The organism is Brevundimonas sp. BR2-1, assembly GCF_037626195.1.
Lineage (GTDB): Bacteria > Pseudomonadota > Alphaproteobacteria > Caulobacterales > Caulobacteraceae > Brevundimonas.
In genome coordinates, this window is sequence record NZ_JARKMV010000001.1 from 984,837 (window position 1) to 1,010,303 (window position 25,467).

19 protein-coding genes and 1 riboswitch are annotated in these 25,467 nt (G+C 64.5%); of the genes, 8 read left to right on the forward strand and 11 right to left on the reverse strand.

All coding sequences use genetic code 11. From position 1 onward, the window contains the following. Positions 1-107: 107 nt before the first annotated feature. The gene (locus tag BrevBR_RS04995; RefSeq protein ID WP_340000143.1) at positions 108-1,814 is read left to right on the forward strand and encodes a DUF3363 domain-containing protein; all 1,707 of its coding nucleotides are present in this window, start codon (positions 108-110) and stop codon (positions 1,812-1,814) included. 539 nt (positions 1,815-2,353) lie between these two features. On the opposite strand, the gene BrevBR_RS05000 is transcribed toward BrevBR_RS04995, so the two are convergent. Both BrevBR_RS05000 and BrevBR_RS05005 read right to left on the reverse strand, forming a co-directional pair. Further along, positions 2,354-3,286 (reverse strand): HEPN domain-containing protein, encoded by a 933-nt coding sequence (locus BrevBR_RS05000; RefSeq protein ID WP_340000144.1) that lies wholly within the window; start codon positions 3,284-3,286, stop codon positions 2,354-2,356. Between the two features lie 564 nt (positions 3,287-3,850). Beyond that, positions 3,851-5,584, reverse strand: a complete 1,734-nt coding sequence (locus tag BrevBR_RS05005) for a hypothetical protein (protein ID WP_340000145.1) — start codon at positions 5,582-5,584, stop codon at positions 3,851-3,853. Between the two features lie 277 nt (positions 5,585-5,861). Then, positions 5,862-5,984, forward strand: a riboswitch (SAM riboswitch). 104 nt (positions 5,985-6,088) lie between these two features. Here BrevBR_RS05005 and metX point away from each other — a divergent pair. The 6 genes from metX (at position 6,089) to acs (ending at position 13,641) form a co-directional block, all read left to right on the forward strand. After that, entirely contained in the window at positions 6,089-7,075 is a 987-nt protein-coding gene (metX, locus tag BrevBR_RS05010; RefSeq protein WP_340000146.1) for a homoserine O-succinyltransferase MetX, read from the forward strand. Continuing rightward, entirely contained in the window at positions 7,072-8,262 is a 1,191-nt protein-coding gene (metB, locus tag BrevBR_RS05015; RefSeq protein ID WP_340000147.1) for a cystathionine gamma-synthase, read from the forward strand. The genes metX and metB overlap by 4 nt, the downstream gene beginning before the upstream one ends. A 9-nt stretch (positions 8,263-8,271) precedes the next feature. Continuing rightward, positions 8,272-9,498, forward strand: a complete 1,227-nt coding sequence (locus BrevBR_RS05020; protein WP_340000148.1) for a homoserine dehydrogenase — start codon at positions 8,272-8,274, stop codon at positions 9,496-9,498. 64 nt (positions 9,499-9,562) lie between these two features. Then, positions 9,563-11,251 (forward strand): MFS transporter, encoded by a 1,689-nt coding sequence (locus BrevBR_RS05025; RefSeq protein ID WP_340000149.1) that lies wholly within the window; start codon positions 9,563-9,565, stop codon positions 11,249-11,251. Then, complete coding sequence (locus BrevBR_RS05030) at positions 11,244-11,687, forward strand: MAPEG family protein (RefSeq protein ID WP_340000150.1); 444 nt, start codon at positions 11,244-11,246, stop codon at positions 11,685-11,687. Before BrevBR_RS05025 ends, BrevBR_RS05030 begins: the two co-directional genes overlap by 8 nt. A gap of 19 nt (positions 11,688-11,706) precedes the next feature. Then, positions 11,707-13,641 (forward strand): acetate--CoA ligase, encoded by a 1,935-nt coding sequence (gene acs / locus BrevBR_RS05035; RefSeq protein WP_340000151.1) that lies wholly within the window; start codon positions 11,707-11,709, stop codon positions 13,639-13,641. A 57-nt stretch (positions 13,642-13,698) separates the two neighbouring features. On the opposite strand, the gene BrevBR_RS05040 is transcribed toward acs, so the two are convergent. Continuing rightward, entirely contained in the window at positions 13,699-14,883 is a 1,185-nt protein-coding gene (locus BrevBR_RS05040; protein WP_340000152.1) for a DegT/DnrJ/EryC1/StrS family aminotransferase, read from the reverse strand. 27 nt (positions 14,884-14,910) lie between these two features. Here BrevBR_RS05040 and BrevBR_RS05045 point away from each other — a divergent pair, with 27 nt between their 5' ends. After that, the gene (locus BrevBR_RS05045; RefSeq protein ID WP_340000153.1) at positions 14,911-15,885 is read left to right on the forward strand and encodes a class I SAM-dependent methyltransferase; all 975 of its coding nucleotides are present in this window, start codon (positions 14,911-14,913) and stop codon (positions 15,883-15,885) included. On the opposite strand, the gene BrevBR_RS05050 is transcribed toward BrevBR_RS05045, so the two are convergent. The 8 genes from BrevBR_RS05050 to BrevBR_RS05085 all read right to left on the reverse strand — a co-directional run bounded on the left by BrevBR_RS05050 (position 15,873) and on the right by BrevBR_RS05085 (position 25,449). After that, positions 15,873-16,556: an HAD family hydrolase gene (locus tag BrevBR_RS05050; RefSeq protein WP_340000154.1), complete on the reverse strand. Its 684-nt coding sequence runs from the start codon at positions 16,554-16,556 to the stop codon at positions 15,873-15,875. The two genes, BrevBR_RS05045 and BrevBR_RS05050, sit on opposite strands and share 13 nt — an antisense overlap. Continuing rightward, the gene (locus BrevBR_RS05055) at positions 16,543-17,508 is read right to left on the reverse strand and encodes an ATP-grasp domain-containing protein (RefSeq protein ID WP_340000155.1); all 966 of its coding nucleotides are present in this window, start codon (positions 17,506-17,508) and stop codon (positions 16,543-16,545) included. The genes BrevBR_RS05050 and BrevBR_RS05055 overlap by 14 nt, the downstream gene beginning before the upstream one ends. Further along, the gene (locus BrevBR_RS05060; protein WP_340000156.1) at positions 17,501-18,106 is read right to left on the reverse strand and encodes a sugar transferase; all 606 of its coding nucleotides are present in this window, start codon (positions 18,104-18,106) and stop codon (positions 17,501-17,503) included. The genes BrevBR_RS05055 and BrevBR_RS05060 overlap by 8 nt, the downstream gene beginning before the upstream one ends. 8 nt (positions 18,107-18,114) lie before the next feature. Beyond that, positions 18,115-19,332 (reverse strand): glycosyltransferase family 4 protein, encoded by a 1,218-nt coding sequence (locus tag BrevBR_RS05065; RefSeq protein WP_340000157.1) that lies wholly within the window; start codon positions 19,330-19,332, stop codon positions 18,115-18,117. An 86-nt stretch (positions 19,333-19,418) separates the two neighbouring features. Continuing rightward, on the reverse strand, positions 19,419-21,251 hold the full coding sequence (locus BrevBR_RS05070; protein ID WP_340000158.1) for a heparinase II/III family protein: 1,833 nt from the start codon (positions 21,249-21,251) through the stop codon (positions 19,419-19,421). Beyond that, entirely contained in the window at positions 21,248-23,383 is a 2,136-nt protein-coding gene (locus BrevBR_RS05075; protein WP_340000159.1) for a bi-domain-containing oxidoreductase, read from the reverse strand. The genes BrevBR_RS05070 and BrevBR_RS05075 overlap by 4 nt, the downstream gene beginning before the upstream one ends. A 39-nt stretch (positions 23,384-23,422) precedes the next feature. Further along, the gene (locus tag BrevBR_RS05080) at positions 23,423-24,235 is read right to left on the reverse strand and encodes an FkbM family methyltransferase (RefSeq protein WP_340000160.1); all 813 of its coding nucleotides are present in this window, start codon (positions 24,233-24,235) and stop codon (positions 23,423-23,425) included. Positions 24,236-24,252: 17 nt separating this feature from the next. After that, the gene (locus BrevBR_RS05085; RefSeq protein WP_340000161.1) at positions 24,253-25,449 is read right to left on the reverse strand and encodes a glycosyltransferase family 4 protein; all 1,197 of its coding nucleotides are present in this window, start codon (positions 25,447-25,449) and stop codon (positions 24,253-24,255) included. Positions 25,450-25,467 lie beyond the last annotated feature (18 nt).

The window sequence follows — 25,467 nt, forward strand, 5'->3', positions numbered from 1 at the left end:
CGCGGGTGCTTGCCCGGCACTTTGCGGCGAGCCGGCCAGGGCCGGGCCCGCGGCGACCAGCATCGTCACCGCTGCAGGGGCGGAGGGTCATTGTCGTTGCGAAAAAGATGGTGTCGCTCAAGGGCGCGAGAAAGGCGCTCACGAACCATGTCAACTATCTGATGCGTGAAGGGGTGGAGCAGGACGGCGGCGGGGCCAGGTTTTTTGACGGTGCTGGCGATGACATAGATCCCAGGAAGCGTGTCGCGGCGTGGAGGGACGCGCCCGGCCACTATCGGCTGATGGTCAATCCGGAGGACGGTCTCGAGTTTCCCGATCTGAAGGACTACGCCCGGGCTTTCATGGGGGCGGTCAGGCGGGATGTAGGGGCTACGGTTGAGTGGTTCGCCACGCAGCACCACGACACAGGCCGACCGCACCTTCACATGCTGCTGAGAGACCAGGCGTTCGATGGGAGAAATCTCGCACTCACCAGCGTCTATCTGAACGGCGGGCTGAGACGTGCCGCTGAGAGTGTTGCGACCGGGCTTCTCGGCCCCAGGATCGAACGCACCGAGTCGCGCACCATCAAGGCCCACCGCTTCACCGAGCTCGACCAGATCCTCATCACCGCCGAGCGCGGCGGCGAGGTCAGGGCACTGGATATTACGTCACCCTATCGTCCGGACGCCCTGCGTCGGCTCGTCTATCTGGAGACGCAGGGTTGGGCGCAGTCCGCAGGACCGAACACGTGGAGAATTCCGACTGATCTGCGGCGGATCCTGCGTGAGGAAAGTTTGCGGGACGCTCGCGAGATCGCCGCTGGTCGCGTGCTTAGCGCGGGCGCTTGGCACGGGGAACGGTCCAGACTGCAAGCCATCTCACTGGAACCGGGTGAGCGCTTCGTCGGAGCCTTCGTCGGCGTACACCGCACCGGCCTGTACGCCCGGGGGTCACAGGCCGTGGTGATCGATGGCGTCGACGGTCGAATGGGGCACCTGCTTGTTCGGGACGCGAAGGGCGTCGCCTGCCTCGATGAAATTCCGTCCGGCGCTGTAATCGAGGCTTTTGGGACCGCCAGAGGCCCTCGACCCGCCGACACAACGATCGCAGCCATCGCGGCGGAGCGAGGTGGGATCTGGTCGGTCGCGGACCATGCGGAGGCGCGGCCTGACGACTGGCCAAGATTTATCGGCTTCCACCACAAGCGCGTCCAGGCGATGAGTCTGGAGGGTGCCTGCGAGGACCTGTGCGACGGGCGATATGCGATACCGGCCGACTACTGCAAACGGGCCGGTGAGATCGATATCGCCCAGTGGGGTCCCTCGGACGTCGCCGTTCGGGTTCTGGACGACCGCCTTCTCGAGGCACAGATCCGGGCTCCGGGGCTGACGTGGCTGGACCGTTTGATGGCCAAGGCCGAGCGCCCTTCCCTGAACGGCGCCTTTGGGGATGCTGTTACCGAAGCGCTGGTCGAACGGAGCAAGCGGCTCCGCTATTCAGGGCTGGGTGCCGGAGAGCCGCTCCTCCTCTCGGAAACCGACGTCCACAAGCTGCGGACCATGGAGGTGAAATCCGTGTTTGAGCCGCTCGAGCGAGCCGGAAAACCGGTTTTTCTGACCACAGATGGCCAGAGCGCAGCGGGCGTCTATGTCAAACGAGTGCATGTGGCCGGAACACCCTACGCCGTCCTGGAGAGCAAGACGGCCTACCAGTTGGTGTTATGGAAGCCGGGGATGGAGGCTTGCCGCGGCAAGGCGCTGACAGCGGTGGTCCAAAGACAGGACGTCCAGTTCCGGGTCGCGCGTATGGGCTTGGATCTGGGACTGGGCTGAACGCCGGTCCGTGCGATTAAACGCGTTCAGATCGGCGGATGCCGGGCCCCACACCACAGGCGTCCGACTCATGAAGGGTCTGAGTTCTCTGGTAAGAGAGGCTATCAATCCACTCCCCTTCGCGTCGGGGCTCGCGGGACGACGACCGCAAGCTGGTGATTTGACGCCTGGCCCAGTTATGAAGTTCGTCTTTTGGGTAGTACGGCGTTCGACCGATGTGGACACAGGGCGGTCCGTCAGCTCGGGTCGAGAAGATCTTGGCCAAGGTGGATGGCGCCCGGCGAATACCCAAGGCCGCGAGTTCGCGGGACGCCTCCTTGCGATTGAGGAGTGGATTCCGGGGTTCACGCACCTGCGTCTTCATTGGTTGCAGCCTCCTGACCACGGCACTTTGGAGCGCGGCTCCCTGCCGTCAATGAGCGTCAGGTGGAAGCTGTTGCGGGCCGAATTTTCAGGGTGTTTCGTGAGGTTTCAGGGCGTTTCGGGCGGGGTTTAAAGTCAACATAATGTGATGGATGGGCTGAGCAACCGCCCGCTCCTCAAACGCTGTCCGCCTTCTCCTGGAGTTCCGCGACCCGGGTCTTGCTGAGCGCTTCCACGAGTTCGCGGAGCTGCTTCGCCCGCGCCGTCAGCCAGGCAATATCCTCTGCCGAGGCGTCGTACTGGTCGCTATAGCGGGCTTCCACATAGGCGCGTTTCAGCGACTCGAAACGGCGGCGATCGGCGCGTTCCGCGCGCGGCCACGCCTCGACCAGGCGCGGATCCACGTCCTCGGCTAGGGACCGGAGAAACTTGATGTTGTGAGAGCGGGGAAAGTAGAAGGTGTGGACGAGGAGGAAACAGGCGTAGGTCGTCTCAACAGCTTGATGAAGGTTAAAAGCAGCCTTCCTCCGCCAGTTTGCCTCTGCGCTCCCCTCATTGATGGCAAGTTCAGCGAGACGGGCCCAGTCATCAGCGTCTTGCAGCTTCACCCGGAGATTGATCTCGGCGAGCGCCAATGCGTCCGCCGCCGTCATCGGCCGTGGTTCGGTTAGGGGATGCCCGGGCACCTCATAGAGGGCGATGCCATCGCGGACGATGTCCCTCCAGAAGTACTCGCCGCGCCTGAGGGCGTCGTTCACGTCGGCCAAGTCGTGGACGATCAGGTTGACCGTTCTGGCCACACCGTGATCTCGAAGGATTTGATCTTCGGCGTACCACCAATAATCCGCGATATTGGTCAGCTTTTCGTGGCTGACGACGATCAGCAGATCGAAGTCCGAAAGGTAGCCGTTCTCCGGGTCATCGACCCAGTCGCCTCGGGCGTATGAGCCAAAGAGGATGATTTTGAGAACCATCCCGCCGCGGCGCCACTCCTGATTGGGGCCGCCACCGCCCGTTCTGGCGGCCTCGAACCCGGCAAGCAGGGTGTCACGAACGCGGGCAAGCTCACGCTGCTGGCGCTCCGGGAGATGGTCCAGATCTGACCTCATCCCGTGAGTCTAGCGGATATTCTGACGGCTGCATCAAGGAACGGTGACGCTGGACCGAATCTACCATCGTCGTCAGATCAGAAATGAAAAGGACGGTCCCTGGACCGCCCTTTTCCGCTCGGATTTCGATGCTAGGCGCGGCATGTTACCTGAGGTAGCTGATGTCCCAACCGTCGAGTCGAATGGTGGCGATTATTCACACCCGGGGGGTCAGCAGGAGCTCACGGACCGGCTGTTCAGTGTGTTTCGGAACGGCTCGCTCACCCGCCGCGCTATTCCGTCAGCCACTCCAAATCCTAGGCGGGGCGTCGCATGGATCGATATAGCTGACTTCCACTTAGGCGCGTTACAGAATTAACAGCAGGATCTGCACCCCGTCCTTTCCTCGCGCTCAAGCTCGTCACCCCCTTGAACATCCTAGCTTCCCCCATGTCGGCTCTGTTGGGACTCGCGCGGAACCTGTGACGGAGCGGTAGACTGCAGTCCTCCTACTGTCCGCCGCTATCGCCATCGTGCCGCCCCAATGCAGAGTGCCCGCCATCTGACGAAGGCGACCATAGAGCATTAGCCGGCTGGCGAAATTTCTCCGCAGATTTCTACGTTAACCCAGCCGGCGGGACTGATGAGCAGGCCGTCCCGTTCGTCACCGCTAGCGACCACATCAATGCGCAACGTTTTCTCGTCGGCCAGACGTCTCGTGCATGTCAGGGAGCGCCCGGCGGCATCGAAAGCTTGGACGTTGATGTATGCTGCCCTTAACTTTAGGGCTCGACCAAGCCGGACATCGAAACGGCCGGGAGCGGATTTGACCACGGTCAGTGGGATGACGCCGTCATGCTCCCCGACATACCCGTTTTCATCGAAGACACACCGAGTGGTGTTGTAACGCGTCGACTGCAGATCTGTCTGGCCGACATAACGCGCATCGATATCGTAGTTGATGTTGCTGCCCCCGTCGGTCAGCCATTTGTGCTCGGGTCCGACGGAGTTGTCCCTAGCCAGCAGGTGGTCGGTATGCTCGGCGTATATGTGGCCCCCTGATGGCGCCGCGCCGTGGATCTTGGCTCCCGTGATTTCACACCAGTCCACCGCATTGCCGGCTCGGCCAACGAACTCCCACGTCCGGGCTCCGATCTGACCCCCGCCATTGTCTTCGATGTACGGGCTGATCCACCGGTGCAGATGCCGAGTGGCTCGCGACGGGCCCCCGACAATGCGAAAAAGAACCTTCTGCTTATTGCTCTGGAAGACGCAATCGTCGGTGAACGTGACTCCGCTGGCGTCCTGCAAAAGGATGGCCTCGTGTCCTGATGCCTCCCCATCCTCGAACACCGTCGCGCCTATGGTCACCGTCGTGGGAAACAGGCTCGCGGCGACGTCGGTCGCCGAAACCTTAAAGTGGCGCTTGTTGCCCAGGAAATTGCACTGATCGAAAATGACGGAATAGCAGCTGCCGAGAATCTGGACTGCATGGGTCGTTGTGTTTCGGAAATGCCAGAAGCCGATCTGGGTCAGCCTGACGTGTTTCTGGCCCTGGAGACGTATTGCATAGGCCGAGCCGGAAGCGCCGGCGCCGTCGATCGTAAATCTCTCAAGCCGATCCAGATATGCGCTCGAGGTATTCACGACGCTGTCGCAGTCCAGCGCCGGGCCGCTGGACATATGAGGCCGCAAACCGGAGCGCCCCGGCCCAACGCCAAGGAGCGAAACATACGGCCGTTTCAGAATAGTGGTCGTAGTTCTGAAATAGCAGGGAAACTCCACGCAACCGGCGAAGCCCGCGTGGGGCCAGTTTCCCGCGAGGTCGATCGCGGATTGTACCGCGAACGAGCTGTCCCATTCAGGATCGAGGTTGGCGTCCCTGCCTCCGAACATGAAGGGGTTCAGGGTGCGTTCTGCGATCTCCCACCATGCTCCGTCAGCGGATTGAAACTTGCCAACATGCGCGGGCTCGGCAGGCGCCCGCTTGTAGAGCGCTCCGCCCAAGTCGCCGGCGGACTGATAGCCCTCCGTGCGCAGAAGGGAGACATCGTCGGAAAACCGTGACGCCGCCGCTATCTGGCGCGAAGGCGCCACGGCCGGCGGAATGTTGGCCGCAAAACCGGGAATTACCGAGGTCTCGGCAGGAGTGACTTTGAATCCCGACAAGCCGCCTGCGCTTGCAAGCGCAAGTCCGCGGCCCAACAAGTGTCGTCTTTGCATTGCGGAGACCCTCAGCTCGGAAAGCGATTGCAGGGATAGCCCTAGGACATCGCTTGGGAGCGCCGATTCTTCAGGCGGTCCGTTGTAAACGAGCATTACCTGAGAGTTTCGTGGCTTCAAGCTTGGCTGGTGCGGTCATTCAGCGGGTCAATCAGGCCAGCAGTTCCTTCCATTCGAGAGCCATGCCCCTGACCTGACCCTGACGAACGAGGCGGAGCGGACGCGCAAGGCTCGGGATGCCCCATGGTGGCCGTGGGCCCGCCGATGTTTCGCCTCTCATCTGCTTTGACTTTGCCCCAGGATCCGACCCGCCGGAACAGGGAGCGTGATCTGAGGGGGTTGACGGCTCCAATGCCCTTCGCCAACCTAAGGGCGCTCATCAAGACCGGCGGAGGGATAGGCCCTTTGATGCCGGGGCAACCTTCCAGGATCCACCCGATCCTGGAGATGGTGCCAACTCCTGCGAGGCGTCTTCGGAAGCCGCGAGAGATGAGTGAAGCGACGGCCCCCTCACGTCCGGGGACCGACTGACTTCACGGGTCTGTCACGCAAGGAATTGGTTCGCCCCATCGGTCTCGCTGAGCGAGACCGGAGCGGACCGTGGCGTCTAGCGAAACCCTTGAAGAGACCGCCGGACGCGACGTCCATGCGATCCTTCCCGACGACTTCCGGCTGGAGTCCGGCCAGCGCCTGACCGCGACGCAGGTCGTGGGCCGTCTGCACGGCGCGGCCAACGGTCCGCTGGTCGTCGTCGCCGGCGGCATCTCCAGCGGGCGGTTCGCCACGCGCTGGTGGTCGTGGGCGGTGAAGGCCGGCGGGCCCGTCGATCTGAACCGCGTCCGCGTGCTGGCTTTCGACCTGCTGCCCGGCCGCGACGAACCCGGCGTCACCATCACCACCGCCGATCAGGCGCGCCTTCTGGCCCTGCTGCTGGACGCGCTGGGAGAGCCGCGCATCGACGCCTTCGTCGGCGCCTCGTACGGCGGCTGCATCGGTCTGGCCTTCGCGGCGCTCTTCCCCGAGCGGATCGGGGAACTGGCCGTCATCTCCGCCGCCCACCGCGCCCACCCGGCCGCGACCGCGGTGCGCGGCGTGCAGCGTCGGCTGCTGGCCTTCGCCCGCGACTGCGGCCGCGAAGCCGAGGGGATCGCCCTCGCCCGCCAGCTGGCCATGACCACCTATCGCACCGCCGATGAGTTCGCCCTGCGCTTCAGCCCGGCGCCGCCCGATGCAGCCGGCGATCCCTGGCCCGTGTGCGACTATCTGATCGCCCGCGGCGCAGCCTATGCCGAGGCGACGAGTGCCGACCGCTGGATCAGCCTGTCGGATTCTCTGGACCGCCACGACGTCGATCCGCGCGCCGTGCGCTGCGCCCTGACCGTGATCGGCTTCACCTCGGACACTCTGGTTCCGATCGCCGACAGCCGCGAGCTGGCGGCCCGCGTTCCGGACCTGCGCCGCCTGATCGAGGCCCCCTCGATCTTCGGCCACGACGCCTTCCTGAAGGAGCGCGAGCTGATTGGCCGCGCCCTGCACGACGTCCTCTCCTACCTCCCCGCCTCCCAGCCCAGCGAGATCGCCGCATGACCGCCCCCGCTCAAGCCCACCCCTGTACGACCGCCGCCCGGCACGGCGTGAACAGCGACCCGGCGCACGGCGCGGTGATGCCGCCGCTGTATCTGTCGTCGAACTACAGCTTCGACGGCCTCGATGGAAAGCGGCGCTACGACTACACGCGGTCGGGCAATCCGACCCGCGACGTGCTGGGCGAGACGCTGGCGAAGCTGGAAGGGGGCTGCGGCGCGGTGGTGACCGCCACGGGCATGGCGGCGGTCGATCTGGCCCTGTTCTCGCTCGAGCCCGGCGACCTGCTGATCGCCCCGCACGACTTGTACGGCGGCACCCACAGGCTGCTGTGCGCCCGCGCGAAACGCGGCCATTTCGACGTGCAGTTCGTCGACCAGAATGATCGCGCCGCCCTGGACGCGGCCTTCGCCCTGAAGCCCAAACTGATCCTGATCGAGACGCCCTCTAACCCGCTGATGAGGGTGGTGGACGTCGCCGACCTGTGCGCCCGGGCCCACGCCGTCGGCTGCAAGGCGGCGGTGGACAACACCTTCCTGTCGCCGGCCCTGCAGCAGCCGATCGCGCTGGGCGCCGATCTGGTGATCCATTCGACGACCAAATACATCAACGGCCATTCCGATGTGGTCGGCGGCTGCGTCGTGGCGAAGGGCCCGGCCGACCTGGAGCGGCTGACCTGGTGGGCCAACTGTCTGGGTGTCACCGGCTCCCCGTTCGACGCTTATCTGACCCTGCGCGGCGTGCGCACCCTGTTCGCCCGCGTCGAGCGGCAGCAGGCGACCGCGGGTCGCGTCGCCGAGTGGCTGGCGGCCCAGCCCGAGGTGAAGGCCGTCCACTATCCCGGCCTGAAGACCCACCCCGGCCACGCCGTCGCGGCGCGGCAGCAGGCGGGCTTCGGCGCCATGCTGAGCTTCGAGCTGCACGACATTCAGGCTGTCCGCGCCTTCGTCGACGGGCTGGAGGTATTCACCCTGGCCGAGTCTCTCGGCGGCGTTGAAAGCCTGATCGCGCACCCGGCGCTGATGACCCATGCGGCCATGACCCCGGACGCGCGCGTCACCGCCGGCATCACCGACGGCCTGCTGCGCCTGTCGATCGGGCTGGAGCATCCCGAGGATCTGCTGGCCGATCTGACGACCGCCCTCGCCCTGATCCCCGCCGCGGCTCCGCTCGCCGCGCAAGCCGCGTGAGGATCTGACATGACCGCCCTCCCCCTTTCCCGAACCCCGGCCGCCGACGACGTCTCCTCCCCCGTCGCCGACGAACCGGTGGCCCTGCTGCAGCTCGACCTCTCCGACCCCCTCGAGGCCGCCTCCGCCGTGTATCGGCAGGTCCGGCGAGGCCGCCGGGTCGTCGCGGTCGCCTGCGGCAGGGCCGATCCTTCCTCGCGCCTGGCCGAGGCGCTCGACGCCATCGGAGTCGGTGCGATCCGGGCCGCTCCGGGCGAGGCCCTGCTCGGCGCCGGCGTGGCCATCGTGGCCGGGTCGGACGCCGCGCCAGATCGCAAGGCGCCGGCGCCGAAGGGTCCGCTTCGTATCGCGCTCGCCGGTTGCGGCGTGGTCGGCGGCGGCGTCCTGCCGCGCCTGCTGGCCGACGCCCGGTTCGAGGTCGTCGGCGTGCTGGTCCGCGATCCGGACAAGGCCCGCGACGTCGCCATTCCCGCCGGCCTCGCCCTGTCCGATCCCGCCGCCCTTCTGGCGCGCGAGCCCGATGTCGTGGTCGAGGCCATCTCGGACGCCTCGACGGGTCTGGCCCTGATCCGCGCCGCCCTGTCGCGCGGCGTGGATGTGGTCAGCGCCAACAAACAGGCGGTCGGCGGCGACCTTCCCGGCCTGACGGCGCTGGCCGGAAGCGCCGGCGCGCGCCTGCTCTATTCCGCCAGCGTCGGCGGCGGTGCGCCCCTCATCGAGACGGTGCGCCGCGCCGCAGCGCAAGGTGAGATCGTCCGCATTGAGGCGGTGCTGAACGGGACCTGCAACTTCATCCTCAACCGTCTGGCGGAGGGCGGGGCCTTCGACGACGCCCTGACCGCCGCCCGCGAGGCCGGCTTCGCGGAAGAAGATCCGAGCGCCGACCTGACGGGTCTCGACGCCGCCGCCAAGCTGGCCATCCTCGCCCATGAAGGCTTGGGCCGGTCGCTGCGGATCGAGACCGTCGCGCGCCAGACCCTGTCGGCCGAGGCCGTCCTGCCCGCCGGGCGGGTCCGTCAGATCGCGCGGCTGGACGTCGCGTCCGGCGGGACTGGCGTGGGCTTCGAGGCCGTGGACGGCGACGCCCTGTTCGCGAACCTGCCCGACGAGGCGAACGCCCTGCGCGTGACGCTGGCGGACGGCCGGATACTCACCGCCACCGGCCGCGGCGCCGGCCGCCGGCCGACGGCCGAAAGCGTCTGGGCCGATCTGGAGGATCTGATCGAGTTGCGGTGAACGCCTGCTCTCGACACCGCCGCTTTCGCCGTTCAGTTTCCTCCGGCGCCATTGGGGAGGACGCATGACCGAGGCCGCCGAACACACCGTCGACCGCAACGACCGTCTGGTCATCCTGGCCTCGTCGGTCGGGACGGTGATCGAGTGGTACGACTTCTATCTGTACGGCTCGCTGGCGGCGATCATCACGGCGCAGTTCTTCTCGGGCGTGAACGAGACGACCGGTTTCATCTTCGCCCTGATGGCCTTCGCGGCCGGGTTTGCGGTGCGGCCGTTCGGGGCCATTTTCTTCGGGCGGCTGGGCGACCTTTGGGGGCGCAAGAACACCTTCCTCGTCACCATGCTGCTGATGGGGCTGTCGACCTTCGTGGTTGGCCTGTTGCCATCGTATGCGGCGATCGGCGTGGCGGCTCCGGCGATCCTGATCGCCATGCGGCTGGTGCAGGGTCTGGCGCTGGGCGGGGAGTATGGCGGGGCGGCGACCTATGTCGCCGAACATGCGCCGCCCGGAAAGCGCGGCTTCTACACCTCCTTCATCCAGATCACCGCGACCGCGGGTTTGATGCTGAGCCTGCTGGTCATCCTGGGCGTCCGAACCGTCGTCGGCGAGGAGGCGTTCAAGGAGTGGGGCTGGCGCATCCCCTTCCTCGTCTCGATCCTGTTGCTGGGCGTGTCGTTGTGGATCCGGCTGAAGCTGGCCGAGAGCCCGGCCTTCGCCCGCATGAAGGCCGAGGGGAAGGGATCGAAGACACCGCTCAAGGACAGTTTCGGGAAGTGGCCGAACCTGAAGCTGGTGCTGCTGGCGCTGGTAGGCCTGACGGCGGGTCAGGCGGTGGTCTGGTACACGGGCCAGTTCTACGCCCTGTTCTTCCTCGAGAAGACGCTGAAGGTCGACGGACCGCTGGCAAATATCCTGATCGCCACCGCCCTGCTTCTGGCCACGCCCTTCTTCGTCTTCTGGGGCTGGCTGTCGGACAAGGTGGGGCGCAAGCCGATCATCCTGACGGGCTGCCTGCTGGCCGCCCTGACCTATTTCCCGCTGTTCCACGCCCTCACGCAGGCGGCCAATCCGCAGCTGGCCGCAGCCGCCGCCACGGCCCCGGTCAGCGTGCACGCGGACCCCGCCGACTGCGCCCTGCAGTTCGATCCGGTCGGAAAGACCGTGTTCGACAGCTCGTGCGATCTGGCCAAATCCTATCTGGCCAAGGCCGGCGTCACCTACGTCAACGTGGCCGCCCCGGCCGGATCGACGGCCGAGGTCCGCATCGGCGGCACGACTGTTCCCAGCTTCCACAGCGTCATCGCCGAGGACGTAAGGTTCGCCTCCATCCCCAGCGGCGCCATCAGCCGCGCGGAGTTCACGGCGCTCAAGACGGGGTTCGAGGGGCGCCTGGGAGAGGCTCTCACCTCCGCCGGCTATCCCGCCAAGGCGAACAGTGCGCTGGTGAACCGGCCGATGGTCGTCGGCATCCTGTTCCTGCTCGTCCTCTATGTGACCATGGTCTACGGGCCGATCGCGGCGGCGCTGGTGGAGATGTTCCCGACCAACATCCGCTACACGTCGATGTCCCTGCCCTATCACATCGGCAACGGCTGGTTCGGCGGCTTCCTGCCCACCACCGCCTTCGCCATGGTCGCAGCCACCGGCAATATCTACTACGGCCTCTGGTATCCGGTGGTGGTGGCGCTGGTGACGGTGGTGGTCGGCTTCCTGTTCGTCAAAGACCGGAAGGATGCCGACCTGCATGAGTGAGACGGCGCTCATGACGCCCGCGGCGATGCAGCTACTGCTGCCGCTGTTCCTGCATTTCGGTCTGGTCGTCTGTCTCTACGCCGGGCTGACCTGGGCGCGGCTGGTGGTCGTCCGCCGCGGCGAGGCGGCGAAGAACGACTTCGCGCGCGCGGACGGCGACCCGCCGTTGTCCGCCCGCCTCCAGCGCAATCTGGCCAACCAGTTCGAGGCGCCGGTTTTCGTCTGGGTCGCGGCGATCCTGCTGATCCTCGCCGCCCATGTCACCGTATGGGACATCGCCGCCGCATGGGTCTTCCTGATCGGCCGGCTGATCCACGCCGCCGTCCAGTGCAGCGGCGACAATGTCGCCTTGCGGGGGCAGGTGTTCACAATCAATTTTCTGGGCCTTCTCTGGCTGATGGCCCACGCCTTTCTGGCCGTCACCGGCGTCCTCTGAAAGCCCGTAGAAGCACCGAATGACCGACCCCGAAATCTATCCCGTCCCTTCCGAATGGTCGCAGCGCGCCCGGATGAACAGCGCCTCCTACGAGGCCGCCCGCACCTCGGCGCGGCAAACCCCGGACGCCTTCTGGAGCGAACAGGCCCGCCGTCTGGACTGGATGACCGCGCCGACCCGCATCAAGGACGTGTCGTTCGACAAGGCCGACTTCCGCATCCGCTGGTTCGAGGACGGCGTCCTGAACGTCGCGTGGAACTGCCTTGACCGGCATCTGGCCGAGCGCGGCGACCAGACCGCGATCCTGTGGGAGGGCGACGAGCCGACCCAGTCCGGCGGCCTGACCTATCGCGAACTACAAGCCGAAGTCTGCCGCATGGCCAATGTGCTGAAGGGCCTGGGCGTCGTGAAGGGCGACCGTGTCACCCTCTATATGCCGATGATCCCGGCGGCGGCTGTTGCGATGCTGGCCTGCGCCCGGATCGGAGCGGTCCATTCGGTCGTCTTCGGCGGCTTCTCGCCCGACAGTCTCGCCGGTCGGATCGAGGACTGCGGATCGAAGGTGGTGATCACCGCGGACGAAGGCCTGCGGGCCGGCAAGCGCATCCCCCTGAAGGCCAACGTCGACGCAGCGCTGGAGAAGGTGGCGGTCGACAAGGTGCTGATCGTCTCGCACACCAACGCCGACATCCCGATCGTGGCCGGCCGCGACGTCCGCTACGGCGAGGCCAAACACGGCGTCAGCGACGACTGTCCGTGCGAACCGATGAATGCCGAGGACCCGCTGTTCATCCTCTACACCTCGGGCTCGACCGGAAAGCCCAAGGGCGTGCTGCACACCACAGGCGGCTATCTGTTCTGGGCGGCGTGGACGCACGAGCTGGTGTTCGACCACCGCCCCGGCGAGGTCTTCTGGTGCACTGCCGACGTGGGCTGGGTGACCGGCCACAGCTATTGCGTCTATGGCCCGCTGGCCAACGGCGCGACCACGCTGATGTTCGAGGGCGTGCCCAACTATCCGGATCACAGCCGCTTCTGGCGGGTGATCGACAAGCATCAGGTCGAGATCTTCTACACCGCCCCCACGGCGCTGAGAGCCCTGATGCGCGAGGGCGACGCGCCGGTGAAGGCGACCAGCCGCACCTCGCTGCGCCTGCTCGGCAGCGTCGGCGAGCCCATCAATCCCGAGGCCTGGCGCTGGTATCACGAGGTCGTCGGCGACGGTCGCTGCCCCATCGTCGACACATGGTGGCAGACCGAGACCGGCGGCATCCTGGTCTCGCCCCTCCCCGGAGCCACCGACTTGAAACCCGGCTCGGCGACGAAGCCGCTGCCGGGCGTCGAGCTGCAACTGGTCGACGCCGACGGCGCGGTGCTGGAGGGCGCGACCTCGGGCAACCTGTGCATCACCGATAGCTGGCCCGGACAGATGCGCACCGTCTGGGGCGATCACCAGCGCTTCTTCGACACCTATTTCAGCGCCTATCCGGGCAAGTATTTCACCGGCGACGGCTGCCGCCGCGACGAGGACGGCTACTACTGGATCACCGGCCGGGTCGACGACGTCATCAACGTCTCGGGCCACCGCATGGGCACGGCCGAGGTGGAGTCAGCCCTTGTCCTGCACGACGACGTGGCCGAGGCGGCGGTGGTCGGCTTCCCTCACGACATCAAGGGCCAGGGCATCTACGCCTACGTCACCCTGAACGCGGGGGTGGAGCCGACAGACGCGTTGAAGAAGGCATTGATCACCCACGTGAGGAAAGAGATCGGGCCGATCGCGGCGCCGGATGTGATCCACTGGGCGCCGGGTTTGCCCAAGACGCGTTCGGGGAAGATCATGCGGCGGATACTGAGGAAGATCGCGGAGGGGGATGTGGGGAGTTTGGGCGATACGTCGACGCTGGCGGACCCGGGGGCGGTGGAGGAGCTGGTGAGCGGACGCGGGACCTGATCCGCTCCCGGCTGCAGCCGGCCATTGAACCCGCACGAGCGGCAGGTCGATCTGGCGTCAGTCTCCGCGGAACTCAGCCTGCCGCATGACATGTCCGATCGCCTTGCAGGTCTTGTCGACCTCCGCCTCGGTCAGCGTGGGGTGCACCAGGAAGGCAATGCTGGTTTCACCCAACGCACGCGCCGCCGGCAGTCTCTCGGCGGGACGCCAGCCTGTCCCGTCGAAGGCTTTTTCCCGATAGACCTCCGAAGCTGACCCATGGAGGCAGGGCACGCCTTCAGCTGCGATGGCGTCGATGATCCGGTCCCTGCTCCAGCCTAGAGCCAGCTTTTCCGGACGGACGAAGGCATAGAAGCGGTACCAGGCGTGGGTGACGTGATTGGGTGTCGCCGGCACACGCAATCCGCCAAAGGGCGCACATGCGCTGGAGAGGGCCTGGGCGATCCTGGTCCGCCGCCCCGTCCAGTCCGCCATTCGATCCAGCTGGACCAGACCGATGGCGGCCTGCATCTCGATCATACGCCAGTTGGTTCCGAAGGTGTCATGGACAAAACGGGGGCCCGGGGGATGGTCCCGTTCATAGACCGCTTCCCAGCTCTTGCCGTGGTCCTTGTAGGACCACATGAACGACCACAGCGCCGGGTCGTCCGTCGTGACCATGCCGCCTTCTCCGCCCGTCGTCATGATCTTGTCCTGACAGAACGACCAGGCCCCGATGTGGCCGATGGAGCCGACGCTCCGCCCGCGATAGACCGCTCCGTGCGCCTGGGCGCAGTCCTCGATCACCTGGAGGCCGCGCCGTTCGGCGAGTTCCATGATGGGATCCATGTCGCACGGCATGCCGGCGAGATGGACACATATGATGGCCTTGGTCCGCGGCGTGAGTACGGCCTCGATCGTCGCGGCGGTTATGTTCTGGCTGTCCAGGTCGACGTCAGCGAAGACCGGAATCGCCCCCGCGGTAACGATGCAGGAGGCGGACGCCAGAAAGGTTCGGGACGTGGTGACGACTTCGTCGCCGGGTTCGATTCCCAGCGCTTTCAACGCGACATCGAGGGCGACCGTGCCGTTGGCCAGCGCGACGGCATGGCGCGTTCCCACCCAGTCGGCGAACCGGCGTTCGAACTCCCGACAGCGATCTCCGGTCCAGTAGTTGACGCGGTTCGATGCAAGGACAGCGGCCACCGCCTCAATCTCCTCGGTTGTGAAACTGGGCCACGGGGAGAAGGGGGTGTTAAGCATCAACCATCAGACACAGGAGGGGCGTTGTTGCGGAAAAACGGCAGATCGTTCATCATCAGGTTGAAGCGGTTGCCGTGGCTGGTCAAGCACTGGGCATGCAGCATTCGACCCATGCATTTCCCGGAACCCCCTGCATCAATGTCTTCAATCTCTGAGCCGGCCCCCGATCCTATGTCCCGGGAGGCGACCGGAACCGTCACCGCATGGTTCGCCGGGCTGACGAATTTTTCATCTGCCGAGTATCGGTGGGTGGGCGAACGCCTGGTCGCTCGCGACACCGCTGACCAGCCTGAGCCGGCGCGCCGCGGCGGCCTGAGCGAATTGATTGTGCGTCACGTCTACGCGGACCACAATTCGTCACGAGCCGTCCGCCAGGCCCTTGCGCCGTTGCTGGCTGATCTCGACCGTGATGGCGCGCGCAAGGGGCTGAATTTCGGCTGCGGAACGATGGAGTTCCACGACCGCATCATCAATCTCGATGTGCAAAACACCGAAACGGTCGACATTGTTTCCGACGGCGGCCGCATACCCTTGAAGGATGCCTCGGTCGACCTGATCATCACCCAGGAAGTGCTGGAGCACATCGGGGACTATCGGTCGGCGCTGTCGGAACTTGAGCGAGTCCTGAAACCCGGAGGCCGGATATACTGCCAGCTGCCGTTCCAGATTGGATTTCACCCGGGCCCTTATGACTTCTACCGCTTTTCGCGGCACGGCATCACGGAACTCTTTGACGGGCCCGCCTGGTCGATCAATCAGGTCGGGATCAGTGTCGGGCACGGCACGGCCCTCTATCGCATAGCTGTGGAGTTCTTTGCCGTCACCGCAAGCGCGATCCACCAGACGCTCTACAAGCCGGCGAAGGGCCTGACGGCGATCCTGCTGTATCCGCTGAAATGGTTTGACGGGCTTGGTGAACGCTCGGCCGAGCGGGACCGGATTGCGGGCGGGTATTTTGTCGTCGCAACACGCACGCATCTGCCTGAGGCTCAGAAGGGCTGAAGCCGCTCCTCCGGACCCAGCAGGTCGGCGACACCCGCTATCCAGCAATCAGGATTATCGTCCGGCGCTGTTCCGGCTCCTTGGGAATGCACGCCGGGTTCGTTCCCACGAACACCGATGGTGGACCAACCCAAGGCGTTCGGAGCCGCGAAGTCCTTGGCTGGATTGTCAGCCACATAGACGTACTGATCTGCGGGAAAATCGGCCATGACGGCGCGGAACCGGGTCTGATCGGGTTTGAAAGCGCCGCCATACTCGTCCGAAATGTAGACGGGCAGGTGATCGAGGCCAAGGGCCCCAAGCTTCAGGCGTTGGGTGATGGATCGCCCGTCCGTCAGGATCGCTACCGATCTGGCGTGCGTCTCGAGAGCGGCTACGGTCTCGCGCACGCCGGTCGCAAGCGCGATGTCCGGTCGATGCAGGCGGTAGGCCCATAGCAGCGCGTCACGGGTATCGATCCCCGCCGGCAAGAGCGAACAGAGGGCGGTCAGCCAATCGCGCTGGCCCGCGTCCCTGAGCGACAGCAGGTCAGCGCCGTGGTCCACGCCGTAGAGATCCCCCGCCAGAGCACACGCCGCCAAGATGCCGGAACGCACATAGGCTTCCTCCGGATAAAGAGTGTCGTCGAGGTCGAGCACGACGACCGTGTCGGCGAGGTCAGATTTCAACATCGCGAGCGAGAACCTTCGCGTCATACCGAAGCATAAGAAGGTTGCTCTCCCATTCGTCAGAGAACGGCACGGCCTGGCCGAGGAAATACTCGTCGATCAGCCATGTGGCATAGGCGGCCCCGGCGGCATGGGTCAGCGGATAACCTCCGCCGAAACGCGGATTTATCTCGATGCCCGCGAAACGTCCGGCCTCATGATGGACGAAAAGCTGCACGGTAATACATCCGCGCGCTCCGGGAAGACGTCCGAGGCGAGGGCGCAGATAGTCATAAACCGGCCCCCGCCGGGTGACGCCCTTGCTGACCTCTCCCGAACGAACCTCCAGGCGTTGCCGTGGGACCAGACAACGAAGCTCGCCCTGACGATCATAATAGGCGTCGACGGTATACTCGACGTGATCGGCTCCGATCATTTCCATGAACATGAGCTTCTCGTCTGCCAGCATGGCGGGGGTCAGGTCGGCCGGCGATGGCAAGGGCGCCGCGCCGATGCTCCGGCTGCCGTCATACGGCTTTGCGAACGCGGGAAAACGGATCGCGTCCCGTGCATAGATGGTCGGCGTATCGATCCCGACCTTGTCGAACAGTTCGGCCGTACGTCGCTTGTCCCGGCATATATCAACCAGCTCAATGTCAGATATGACGACATCGATGCCGTTCAGGGCAAACATGGCCCTGTTCCGGGCGAGCAGTGAAAGCTCTGTGTCCAGGGTCGGAACAACAAGTTTGACGCCATGCTCAATGCAAAGGTTCAACAGGAATTTGATATAACCGTCGTCCACGACCGGGATGGAACGAAATGCCTGATCCGCGACATGGCAGGCAGACGAAAGAAGCGGTTGGGTGTCGGTGGCGAAGACACGCGCGCCCGGAATGCGAGCAGCCAGCCCTTCCTTGAAGGCTTCCACCAGTTCTACGCGGCGGCCCGCAGCAAGTATCAAGACGTTAGACACCGGCTGATTCCTTGTCAGAGCCATCGTTGCCCTGGAACTCAGGATAGGTCGCCGATCCCTGCGCCGTGATTCCGTCCCGCTGGAGGATGCGCTTGGCCGTCAGGATCATGATCTTCACGTCCAGCCAAAGGCTACGGTTGTCGACGTACCACACATCCAGGGCGAATTTTTCGTTCCATCCAATGGCGTTGCGTCCATTGACCTGCGCCCAGCCGGTAACTCCAGGGAGCACCTCGTGCCGTCGCGCCTGTTCAGGACTGTACAGGGGGAGGTAGGCAGGGAGCAACGGACGAGGGCCGACCAGACTCATTTCCCCCCGAAGCACGTTCCAGAGTTCGGGGAGTTCGTCGAGGCTCGACGCCCTCAGCCAGGAGCCGAATGGGGTCAGCCGGTCCGCATCAGGCAACGGCGCGCCCGCGGCGTCGACAGCGTCTTTCATCGTTCGGAACTTCATCATCTCGAACAGACGGCCGTCCCGTCCCACACGGACCTGACGGAACAGGACGGGCGCGCCCATCCGTCGCCGAACCTGCCACGCGAGAAGCAGAAGCAGCGGCGAAAGGAGGCATAGCGCCACCGCGCCCACAACGACGTCCATCAGACGCTTCACGACCGGCCCGCCCCTTCGACCCAGGTCACGAAGCGGTCCGCCAGTATCCGGCGGTCAAAGCCTTCCGCGACCTTCAGCGCGTTTCCTTTCATGGCGGGGAACCGCCCCCGATTATCCGCCGCGTTTTCGAGTGCATCGGCGAACGCTTCCGCGTCCTCGGGAGGAACAGCGAAGCCGCAATCGTTGGCCACAATCATATCCGCGATCCATCCCGGATAATTTGTGACCACCGGCAAACCGGAGGAAATATAGTCGAAGAATTTATTGGGCGATGTTCCATAATAAAAAGCAGGCACATTCGCCAGTACCTGCAAACCAACGTCAGCTCCCATCATGAGCTTGGCGAGACGCGATTTCCCCATCGGATCGAGGAATATCACGTTACGCAAACCCTTTTCACGCGCGCGATCTTGCAGTCTGACCTTGAGTTTACCTTCCCCGGCCAGAACGAATTTGATGTCTCCACGGTCTCGCCGCTTCAGAACGCTGGCGGCGTCAAGAACGGCGTCCAGGCCGTTGGCGACACCGTGTGTCCCGGCGAAAAGCGCAAGAAGGTCCTCGGGCGCGACGCCTTCAGGTCGGGCCGGGGCGACGGACTGGCTGAAAATATCAAGGTCGCAACCGTTGGGAATTAAGGCGATGTTCGCCTCGTCCACGCCCCTGTGCGCAATTCCCGCGACGATGCCGGGCGACAGGCCAATGAGCCGCGTGGCGGAATGGTAGCTCAACCATTCGAGCACCCCCATTCCCCAAAGCACTATCGGATTGCGGATCACGCCCATAGCGCGCGGCAATTCCGGCCAGAGGTCCCTGACCTCGAATACGAAGGGTTTCCCGCGCAGCCACCGGGCAAGAATGCCGGGTATGCCGGCAGTCAGCGGCGTCGATGTTGCAATCAGGACATCGTAATCTTCTCTTAAGGCGACCGAAATGCTCTTGAGGGCGAAGCTCAGGAAGGAAAGCGTGCGCCGCGCAAATCCGTCCCCGTTCGAATAATCAATCTCCAGCTCGATGACGTCTATGCCATTCACCGTTCCACGGCGGCGTCCGCCGACGAACGGCCCTTCGAGGCCGGTGGCTGCGCCATTGTATCGTCCGCACACCATCGTCACATGGTGGCCCCGCGAGACCAGCGTGCTCGCCATCTGATAGGATCGTACGCCGACCGTACCCTCGGGGGTATTGAAGTGTTGGTGGAAGTATAGAAACCTCATTCAGCGACTTCGTTTGTACCATCGAATACGTTGAAGAAGCGGGTGGCGATCGACAAAATATCGCTCATCTCGGCCGTTGGCATAAATCAATAGATCCAAGCAATTTTGGTTTCCATGGACCCCGAAGCGGCGATCTCGACCTCCAGTACCGGGGATTCTTCCAGCTTCATATAATAGCGGGACTCCCTGCCGCGAACCATGCTCATTCGCACGATGGGCGTGGAAGCGACGATCGAGATCGAACCCTCCGGGCCGTCCGCTCCGTCTGGCGTCAATCGCCACGCCTCTGACGGCAGCCGCCAGCGCAGGACGGCCTTTCGATCAAAGCCGGAGACCCAATCCTTCACCCCGACCCCATGCTCGTTCATCGTAACGCTACGCTCATGGCGGGCGCCTTTGCTGTCCCGATATGACGCCTTGACGGCTTCACCCCCGGGAACGGCGTGAATCGGTGCGATCTCCTCGGTCCTCAGCCAGTCGCCGAACAGGAATCGTCCGACCCGCGGCATCTGATCGCGATCGTCGAACTGCACGGTATTATGGCTCTCGGTGCCGGGAAAATAGGTCAGCCACCGCCCGTCGCCGTTGTAGGTGTAGCTGCCGGCGTCGCGGAAAAGCCCCTTGCCGGCCAGCCAGACATCCAGATGCAGGGCATCGGCCCCACTCGGCCGAAAGCGGAACCGGGGATATCTCAACACCGCAAGAGCGCCGCCTCGACGGAGCACGGCGTAGCCTCCGTCATCGAAGAGCCGACTGACGGCCTTCGGCAGAACGTACGCCGGCGCCGGTATGTCCAGCCATTTCAGAGGCGCGTCCAGATCCGCGTCCGCGAAGGCTCGGGCGCCGCAAAAAAGGGTCGCAGCCAACTGAAGGGACGGGCGGTAGTCGCGGTAGTCCGTGTCGGTCAGCGGCAAAAGGCGCGCGCCGTCATTGGCGCCTATATTCGGAGCGTCGCCTGTCACGGGATCGACGAGGGCGTGCAGCCATGACGTCGCGGCCCGCATCCGCTCTTCGAAGACCGGCGAGAAGGCCGGCAGTTCCCATTTGCGTCGCCAGACCTCGGTGACAGACACCGCGTCGAGCATGATCCGGTGATAGTTGACTGAATACTGACTGAAGCTGCCGTCAGGTTCCACGAGGGTCCGGATCCGGTTTTCGAGCCATCTCCGCCCCAGCCTTTCCCACCCCCGCCCGGCGTCAACGCCAAGCCGCGCCAGCCAGCTGCCCCCGACAAACAACGCGGCCGCCTCGGACGTGCCATGGTTGTTGTCCTGCCCGACGGCATATCCGATTGTCGGGGCTATGCGTCGCAGATGGAGCTCGACCATATCCCGCAGGCCGGGGCTCGGAGTCCCGCCCTGGTCGAGCATCAGCGCGGCCATTGCGATATGCATCACCCGGATGGATGCTTCCTGACCGCATTTCCAGTTGGGGCCGAGATAGGGAGGGTTGGCGCGCAGCCAGTCCGCCAGCCAGCGTTCGATTTGCTCGTGGCCGGAGGGGTCTCCCTCCTTCGCGCGCTGCGCGGCAGAGATGAGCCAGTCGAACCGGGATGGCTCCCAGATTGTCTTGATATCCCCCAGATCAGGATCGAAATCCGGGACCTTCCACCAGGGGCGGTTGGCGTCAGCTACGGTCCGGCCGGAGAACGGATTGGTGTGCCAGGCAGGCACGCCGTCCACCAGTGCAACTTCGCTCCAACCGAAATAGAGACCGGAATCACGCCATCGCGCCGAGGGCTCCAGCCCCGAAGGCCTTGGCGTTCGCGGCGGAAAGAACGGCCCGACGGGCGGGTTCGCCGTGATCCGCTGCGCGGCATGGACCCCCGCCCGGACGGCGAGCCGATAGGCTCCGACGCGCGCCAGGTTGAGCAATCCCAGCCGTGGCAGCGTGCGCAGGCGGGTCCAGACCTGCCTCATTGGCGCCGGAGGATTTCAGCGCTCTCGATGGTGACGCGTGCGACCTCGAGAATTTCCTCGGCCGGAATCGGAACGGCCCCCCCCTCGACCGCCGCAAGGAACGCCGCGGCGCAGCCATTCTGTCCCTTGTCTTGGGTCATGAGGTTCATTCTGGAGAAGCCGGGCCAGCCGAACCCCTTCAGCTTGCGGAAATTGTCGAGCTGAAGGACGCGGCCGGCCACGAACACTTCCACCCGTTCCTTGGGGAAAACGGATGATCCGTTCGCCAGATAGTGGATGGTGCCGAACGACCCGTCCTCGAAGCCGAGGGTGATGGCCGCCTTGTCCTCGGTGATCATGCCGCTTTCCGCCCGTCCCATTGATCGGGCCTGAACGGAAACGATGGGCGAGTTGGCCAGATGTCGCATCAGATCGATGAAGTGGCAGGCCTCTCCAATGATGCGCCCTCCCCCAACAGCGGAGTCCTGGGTCCAGTGGTTCGCCGGAATCGCTCCTGCGTTGACGGTCATGATGAAGGATTTGGGTTCATTCACCGTCGCCAGCAGCGTCTTCATCTTCACGACCTGCGGCGCGAAGCGGCGGTTGAAGCCGACCATAAGGTGGGGACGCGCTCGGTCCCGACCGGCGGCCCCCCAAGCCTGCTCGACAAGCTCGAGTTCGTCCAGGGTGATCGCCAACGGCTTCTCTACGAAAACGTTCTTTCCCGCCGTCAGGGCCTGCGCCACCAAGCGGGCGTGGCTGTTGTGGCGGGTCACGATCGCGACCGTGTTGATTTCGGCGTCCGCCAGCATGTCCTCGACGTCCGTCGAGGCTTCCGCAAAAGCCGACGCCCGCCCCTGGATCACGCCGCTGAGGCCTCCGGCGGTGACAATGGTCTTCAACTGCGCGCCCGACTTGCGGAAGGCCGGGATCAGGACGCGGGAAGCATAGTTGCCGGCTCCGATGAAGCCGCACACCGCCTTGCCCGAGTTGAAGACAGCAGGCTGGATGGCAAGGCTGCTTATCAGCAGTTCGTCCGCGGGCTTCTCGGGGTATTCCAGCAAGATCCCGAGCGCGGACCGGTCCTCGGCCAGAACGTTATAGGCCGCCGGCGCATTGGTGAAGTCGACGCGATGGCTGATCAGCGAAGCCGTATCGATGCGCCCGTCGGCGAGCATGTCGAGAACCGCCTCGAAATTGCGCTGCTCGGTCCACCGGACGAAGCCGACCGGATAGTCGTGGCCTTCTTCTTCATAGGCGGGATCGTAGCGCCCCGGACCGTAGGAACAGGAGACCTGGAAGCTCAGCTCCTTTTCGTAGAAGTCCGCCCGGTTCAGATCCAGGCCGGCGACCCCGACCAGGACGATGCGCCCCCGTTTCCGGCACATCTTCGCGGCTTGGGAAACGGGATCGTTGGAGGTCGTCGAGGCGGTGATGATCACGCCATCCACACCCTGCCCCCGACTGAATGACAGGCCCGCGGCGAGCGGATCCTCACCCGCGCCCGGATTGCAGGTGCGAGCTCCGAACCGCCGGGCCAGCGCGAGCTTGGATTCGTCAAAATCGATCGCCAGCACCCTGCAGCCCTGGGCGCGCAGGAGTTGAACGGTCAACAATCCGATGATGCCGACGCCGGTAACCACGAACGCCTCGCCGAGCGTAGGGTTGGCCAGCCGGAGGCCCTGCAATCCGATCGCGCCCAGCACGGTGAACGAGGCCGCTGAGTCGTCCACGTTGTCGGGAATACGCGCCGCCAATGTCCGCGGAACGGCCACGACGTCGGCGTGGGGTCCGTTCGAGACCACCCGGTCTCCAACCTCGAATCCCCTGACGTCCCGACCCGTCTCCAGCACGACCCCAACATTGCAGTAGCCGAGCGGCAGAGGCTGGGCGAGCTTGGAGCGCACCGTCTCGATCGCGGAGAAAAGCCCGTCAGTCCGCGCCTTGTCGATCACTTGCCGGACGCGGTCCGGCTGCTGGCGGGCCTTGGTCAGCATCGAAGCCCTGCCGAAATCGACCAGCATCCGCTCCGTGCCGGCCGAAATCAGGCTGCAGCTGGTGCGGATGAGCAGCCCCCGCGCGGGAGCCTTCGGAGTCGGCGCATGCTCGATGCGCGTCTCTCCATTACTCATGTTCTGAATCACTTGGTGCATGGCTATCGGCTTATTGGAACAGGAGTAATTACAGGGGCGTCAGGCCGGGAAACAGAAAACGTTCCCGTTCATCTGCTCAGAGGAGGCGACCGGAGTACCGTCCGCCAGCTCGAGACGATAGTTGAGCCGAGTCAGGAGAGAAAAAATCTCTTCCGCCTCTCGCGTGACTTCAACCATCATGACCGGGCGCATCGACTTCAGCAGCGCCGACGCACCCTTCAACACCAGAAGCTCGGCGCCTTCGACGTCGATCTTGATGAAGTTGACGGGACGCCCCTCCAGCAGAGGGTCCGCCGAAAAGGCGTCGAGGGTGGTGCATGGTATCGTGACAGCGCGCTTGTGAACGCCTTCGCCAAGACCGGAAAGCTGAATGTTTCCATCCAGCAGGTGATAGTTCTCAATGATGGAATTGTTCTGGCCGGAGAGGTCCTCAAGCCAGAACGTGACGGCGCCCTCTGTGTCGGAGGCTGCCTTCTCGACCAGCTTCACATTGGGGAAGGCGGCGATATTCTTCCTGATGTAGGGCAGGTTGTTTTCGCCCGGCTCGAACACGCAGACCAGCCCATTGTCCCCCACGAGCTGTCCATAGATCATCGTGAAGTAGCCGATGTGGCCTCCTACCTCGATGACCACGTCTCCGGGGCGGATCAACGAATGGAAGCGGTTGATCGTCTCCTGCTCGCGCCGTTTCCCATGCCACCAGTACCCCTTGTGTTTGAAGGAATGCAGCCTGAGAGGCTTGCCGACCCAATGGTGGCGAATGGCGACGTCGCCGGGGTTTACCGTCCGGAACAGTCTCAACACGGCGCGCCGGACGACCGAGTTCCTGAGACCAAAGAGGGGGGTGGGCATTCGCGAAAGGCTCCTTCTCAAGAGGCCGCAACGATCTGGGCGATATGTTGCCAGGTCTGCTTTTTCAGGGCCGCCAGGTTTGCCGGCCCGGGAGCACTCATCTGCTCGATGGACGAGATAGCCCTCTCCACCGCATCGGTTGTGGGCGCCACTTGTATCACTCCTGTGAAACCGGGCGCGAAGGCGCTGAGATCGAAGTCCTGGGGCACGATGACCCTTAGGCCGCGCGCCATCGCCTCGACAACGGAAATGTCATAGTCGCCGATATCCATCGAAATAAAACAGTCGGCGCGGGCTAATTCGTCCCGCAGTTGGTCATCGTCGACAGACCCGAGGAAATGGATGTCCTGGCTGCGGCGCGACGCGCCGGCGAGGCTGTGCAGGCGGGCCTCCTCCGGGCCCGTGCCGACCAGGATCAACTCGCCCGGCAGGCTTGATTCCGAGAAGCCCGAGATCGTCAGTTCGACGCGTTTCTTTTCAGCCAGTCGGCAGACCGACAGCAAGCGAACCGGCCGGCCGACCGGCCGGGGCTGGAGGATAGCCGCCTCGTTGATGAAGGATTCGTCGAACGCCGCCGGCAACGTGACCGCGTCATCCCGGCCGTAGAGAAGCGACACCTCCCATTTCACCTGGTCGGACAGGGTGAAAATTCGGTCGGCAGACCGGATTGCGAAATACTTCAGGCGCGAAACGATCTCGTTCACCAGCGTCACCCCCGGCGAAAAGCGGGGCGGAGGCATCGCTACCGTCGAGACATAGCCCGGCCGGGACGCCACGATGGTTTCAAGATGCCGCCGGAACGTCCTCGAATAGCGGGATATATCCGTCCGGAACTGGAACATCTGGCCGAAGACATAGACGCGGTAGCGAAAGCCCAGCACCCGCGAAAGCAAGTAGATCTTGATCGCGTCATACTCGCTTTGGCATACGACGATTTCAGGCCGCATCCGTTTCAGGATGCCGAACAGGCCGACCAGTCCCCGGGCCTTGCTCATGACCCGTCTGAGGTAGCTCGTCGCGCCGTTATACGGTTCTCCGGTGCAGATCACGCCATCCAGATCATAGCGGCCGTCGAAGCTCGCCGCCTCGTCCAGTCGGTCACAGACAATCCGGGCGTCGACACCCCTGTCCCGCAGGGCCGCGACGGCCTCGAGGGCGAAGCGCTCTCCGCCGCCCTTCTGCTCAAGGCTTGAGACAAACCAGACGGTTGTCATGCGGCTTGCCCCGGCCAT

Coding starts and splice junctions, on each gene's coding strand:
- BrevBR_RS05070 (WP_340000158.1), bottom strand. CDS start 21,251: ATGAGGCAGGTCTGGACCCGCCTGCGCACGCTGCCACGGCTGGGATTG.
- BrevBR_RS05080 (WP_340000160.1), bottom strand. CDS start 24,235: ATGCCCACCCCCCTCTTTGGTCTCAGGAACTCGGTCGTCCGGCGCGCC.
- BrevBR_RS05075 (WP_340000159.1), bottom strand. CDS start 23,383: ATGCACCAAGTGATTCAGAACATGAGTAATGGAGAGACGCGCATCGAG.
- BrevBR_RS05050 (WP_340000154.1), bottom strand. CDS start 16,556: ATGTTGAAATCTGACCTCGCCGACACGGTCGTCGTGCTCGACCTCGAC.
- metB (WP_340000147.1), top strand. CDS start 7,072: ATGACCGCCCCCGCTCAAGCCCACCCCTGTACGACCGCCGCCCGGCAC.
- BrevBR_RS05060 (WP_340000156.1), bottom strand. CDS start 18,106: ATGGACGTCGTTGTGGGCGCGGTGGCGCTATGCCTCCTTTCGCCGCTG.
- BrevBR_RS05005 (WP_340000145.1), bottom strand. CDS start 5,584: ATGCTCGTTTACAACGGACCGCCTGAAGAATCGGCGCTCCCAAGCGAT.
- BrevBR_RS04995 (WP_340000143.1), top strand. CDS start 108: ATGGTGTCGCTCAAGGGCGCGAGAAAGGCGCTCACGAACCATGTCAAC.
- BrevBR_RS05030 (WP_340000150.1), top strand. CDS start 11,244: ATGAGTGAGACGGCGCTCATGACGCCCGCGGCGATGCAGCTACTGCTG.
- BrevBR_RS05000 (WP_340000144.1), bottom strand. CDS start 3,286: ATGAGGTCAGATCTGGACCATCTCCCGGAGCGCCAGCAGCGTGAGCTT.
- BrevBR_RS05085 (WP_340000161.1), bottom strand. CDS start 25,449: ATGACAACCGTCTGGTTTGTCTCAAGCCTTGAGCAGAAGGGCGGCGGA.
- acs (WP_340000151.1), top strand. CDS start 11,707: ATGACCGACCCCGAAATCTATCCCGTCCCTTCCGAATGGTCGCAGCGC.
- BrevBR_RS05065 (WP_340000157.1), bottom strand. CDS start 19,332: ATGAGGTTTCTATACTTCCACCAACACTTCAATACCCCCGAGGGTACG.
- BrevBR_RS05040 (WP_340000152.1), bottom strand. CDS start 14,883: ATGCTTAACACCCCCTTCTCCCCGTGGCCCAGTTTCACAACCGAGGAG.
- BrevBR_RS05025 (WP_340000149.1), top strand. CDS start 9,563: ATGACCGAGGCCGCCGAACACACCGTCGACCGCAACGACCGTCTGGTC.
- BrevBR_RS05020 (WP_340000148.1), top strand. CDS start 8,272: ATGACCGCCCTCCCCCTTTCCCGAACCCCGGCCGCCGACGACGTCTCC.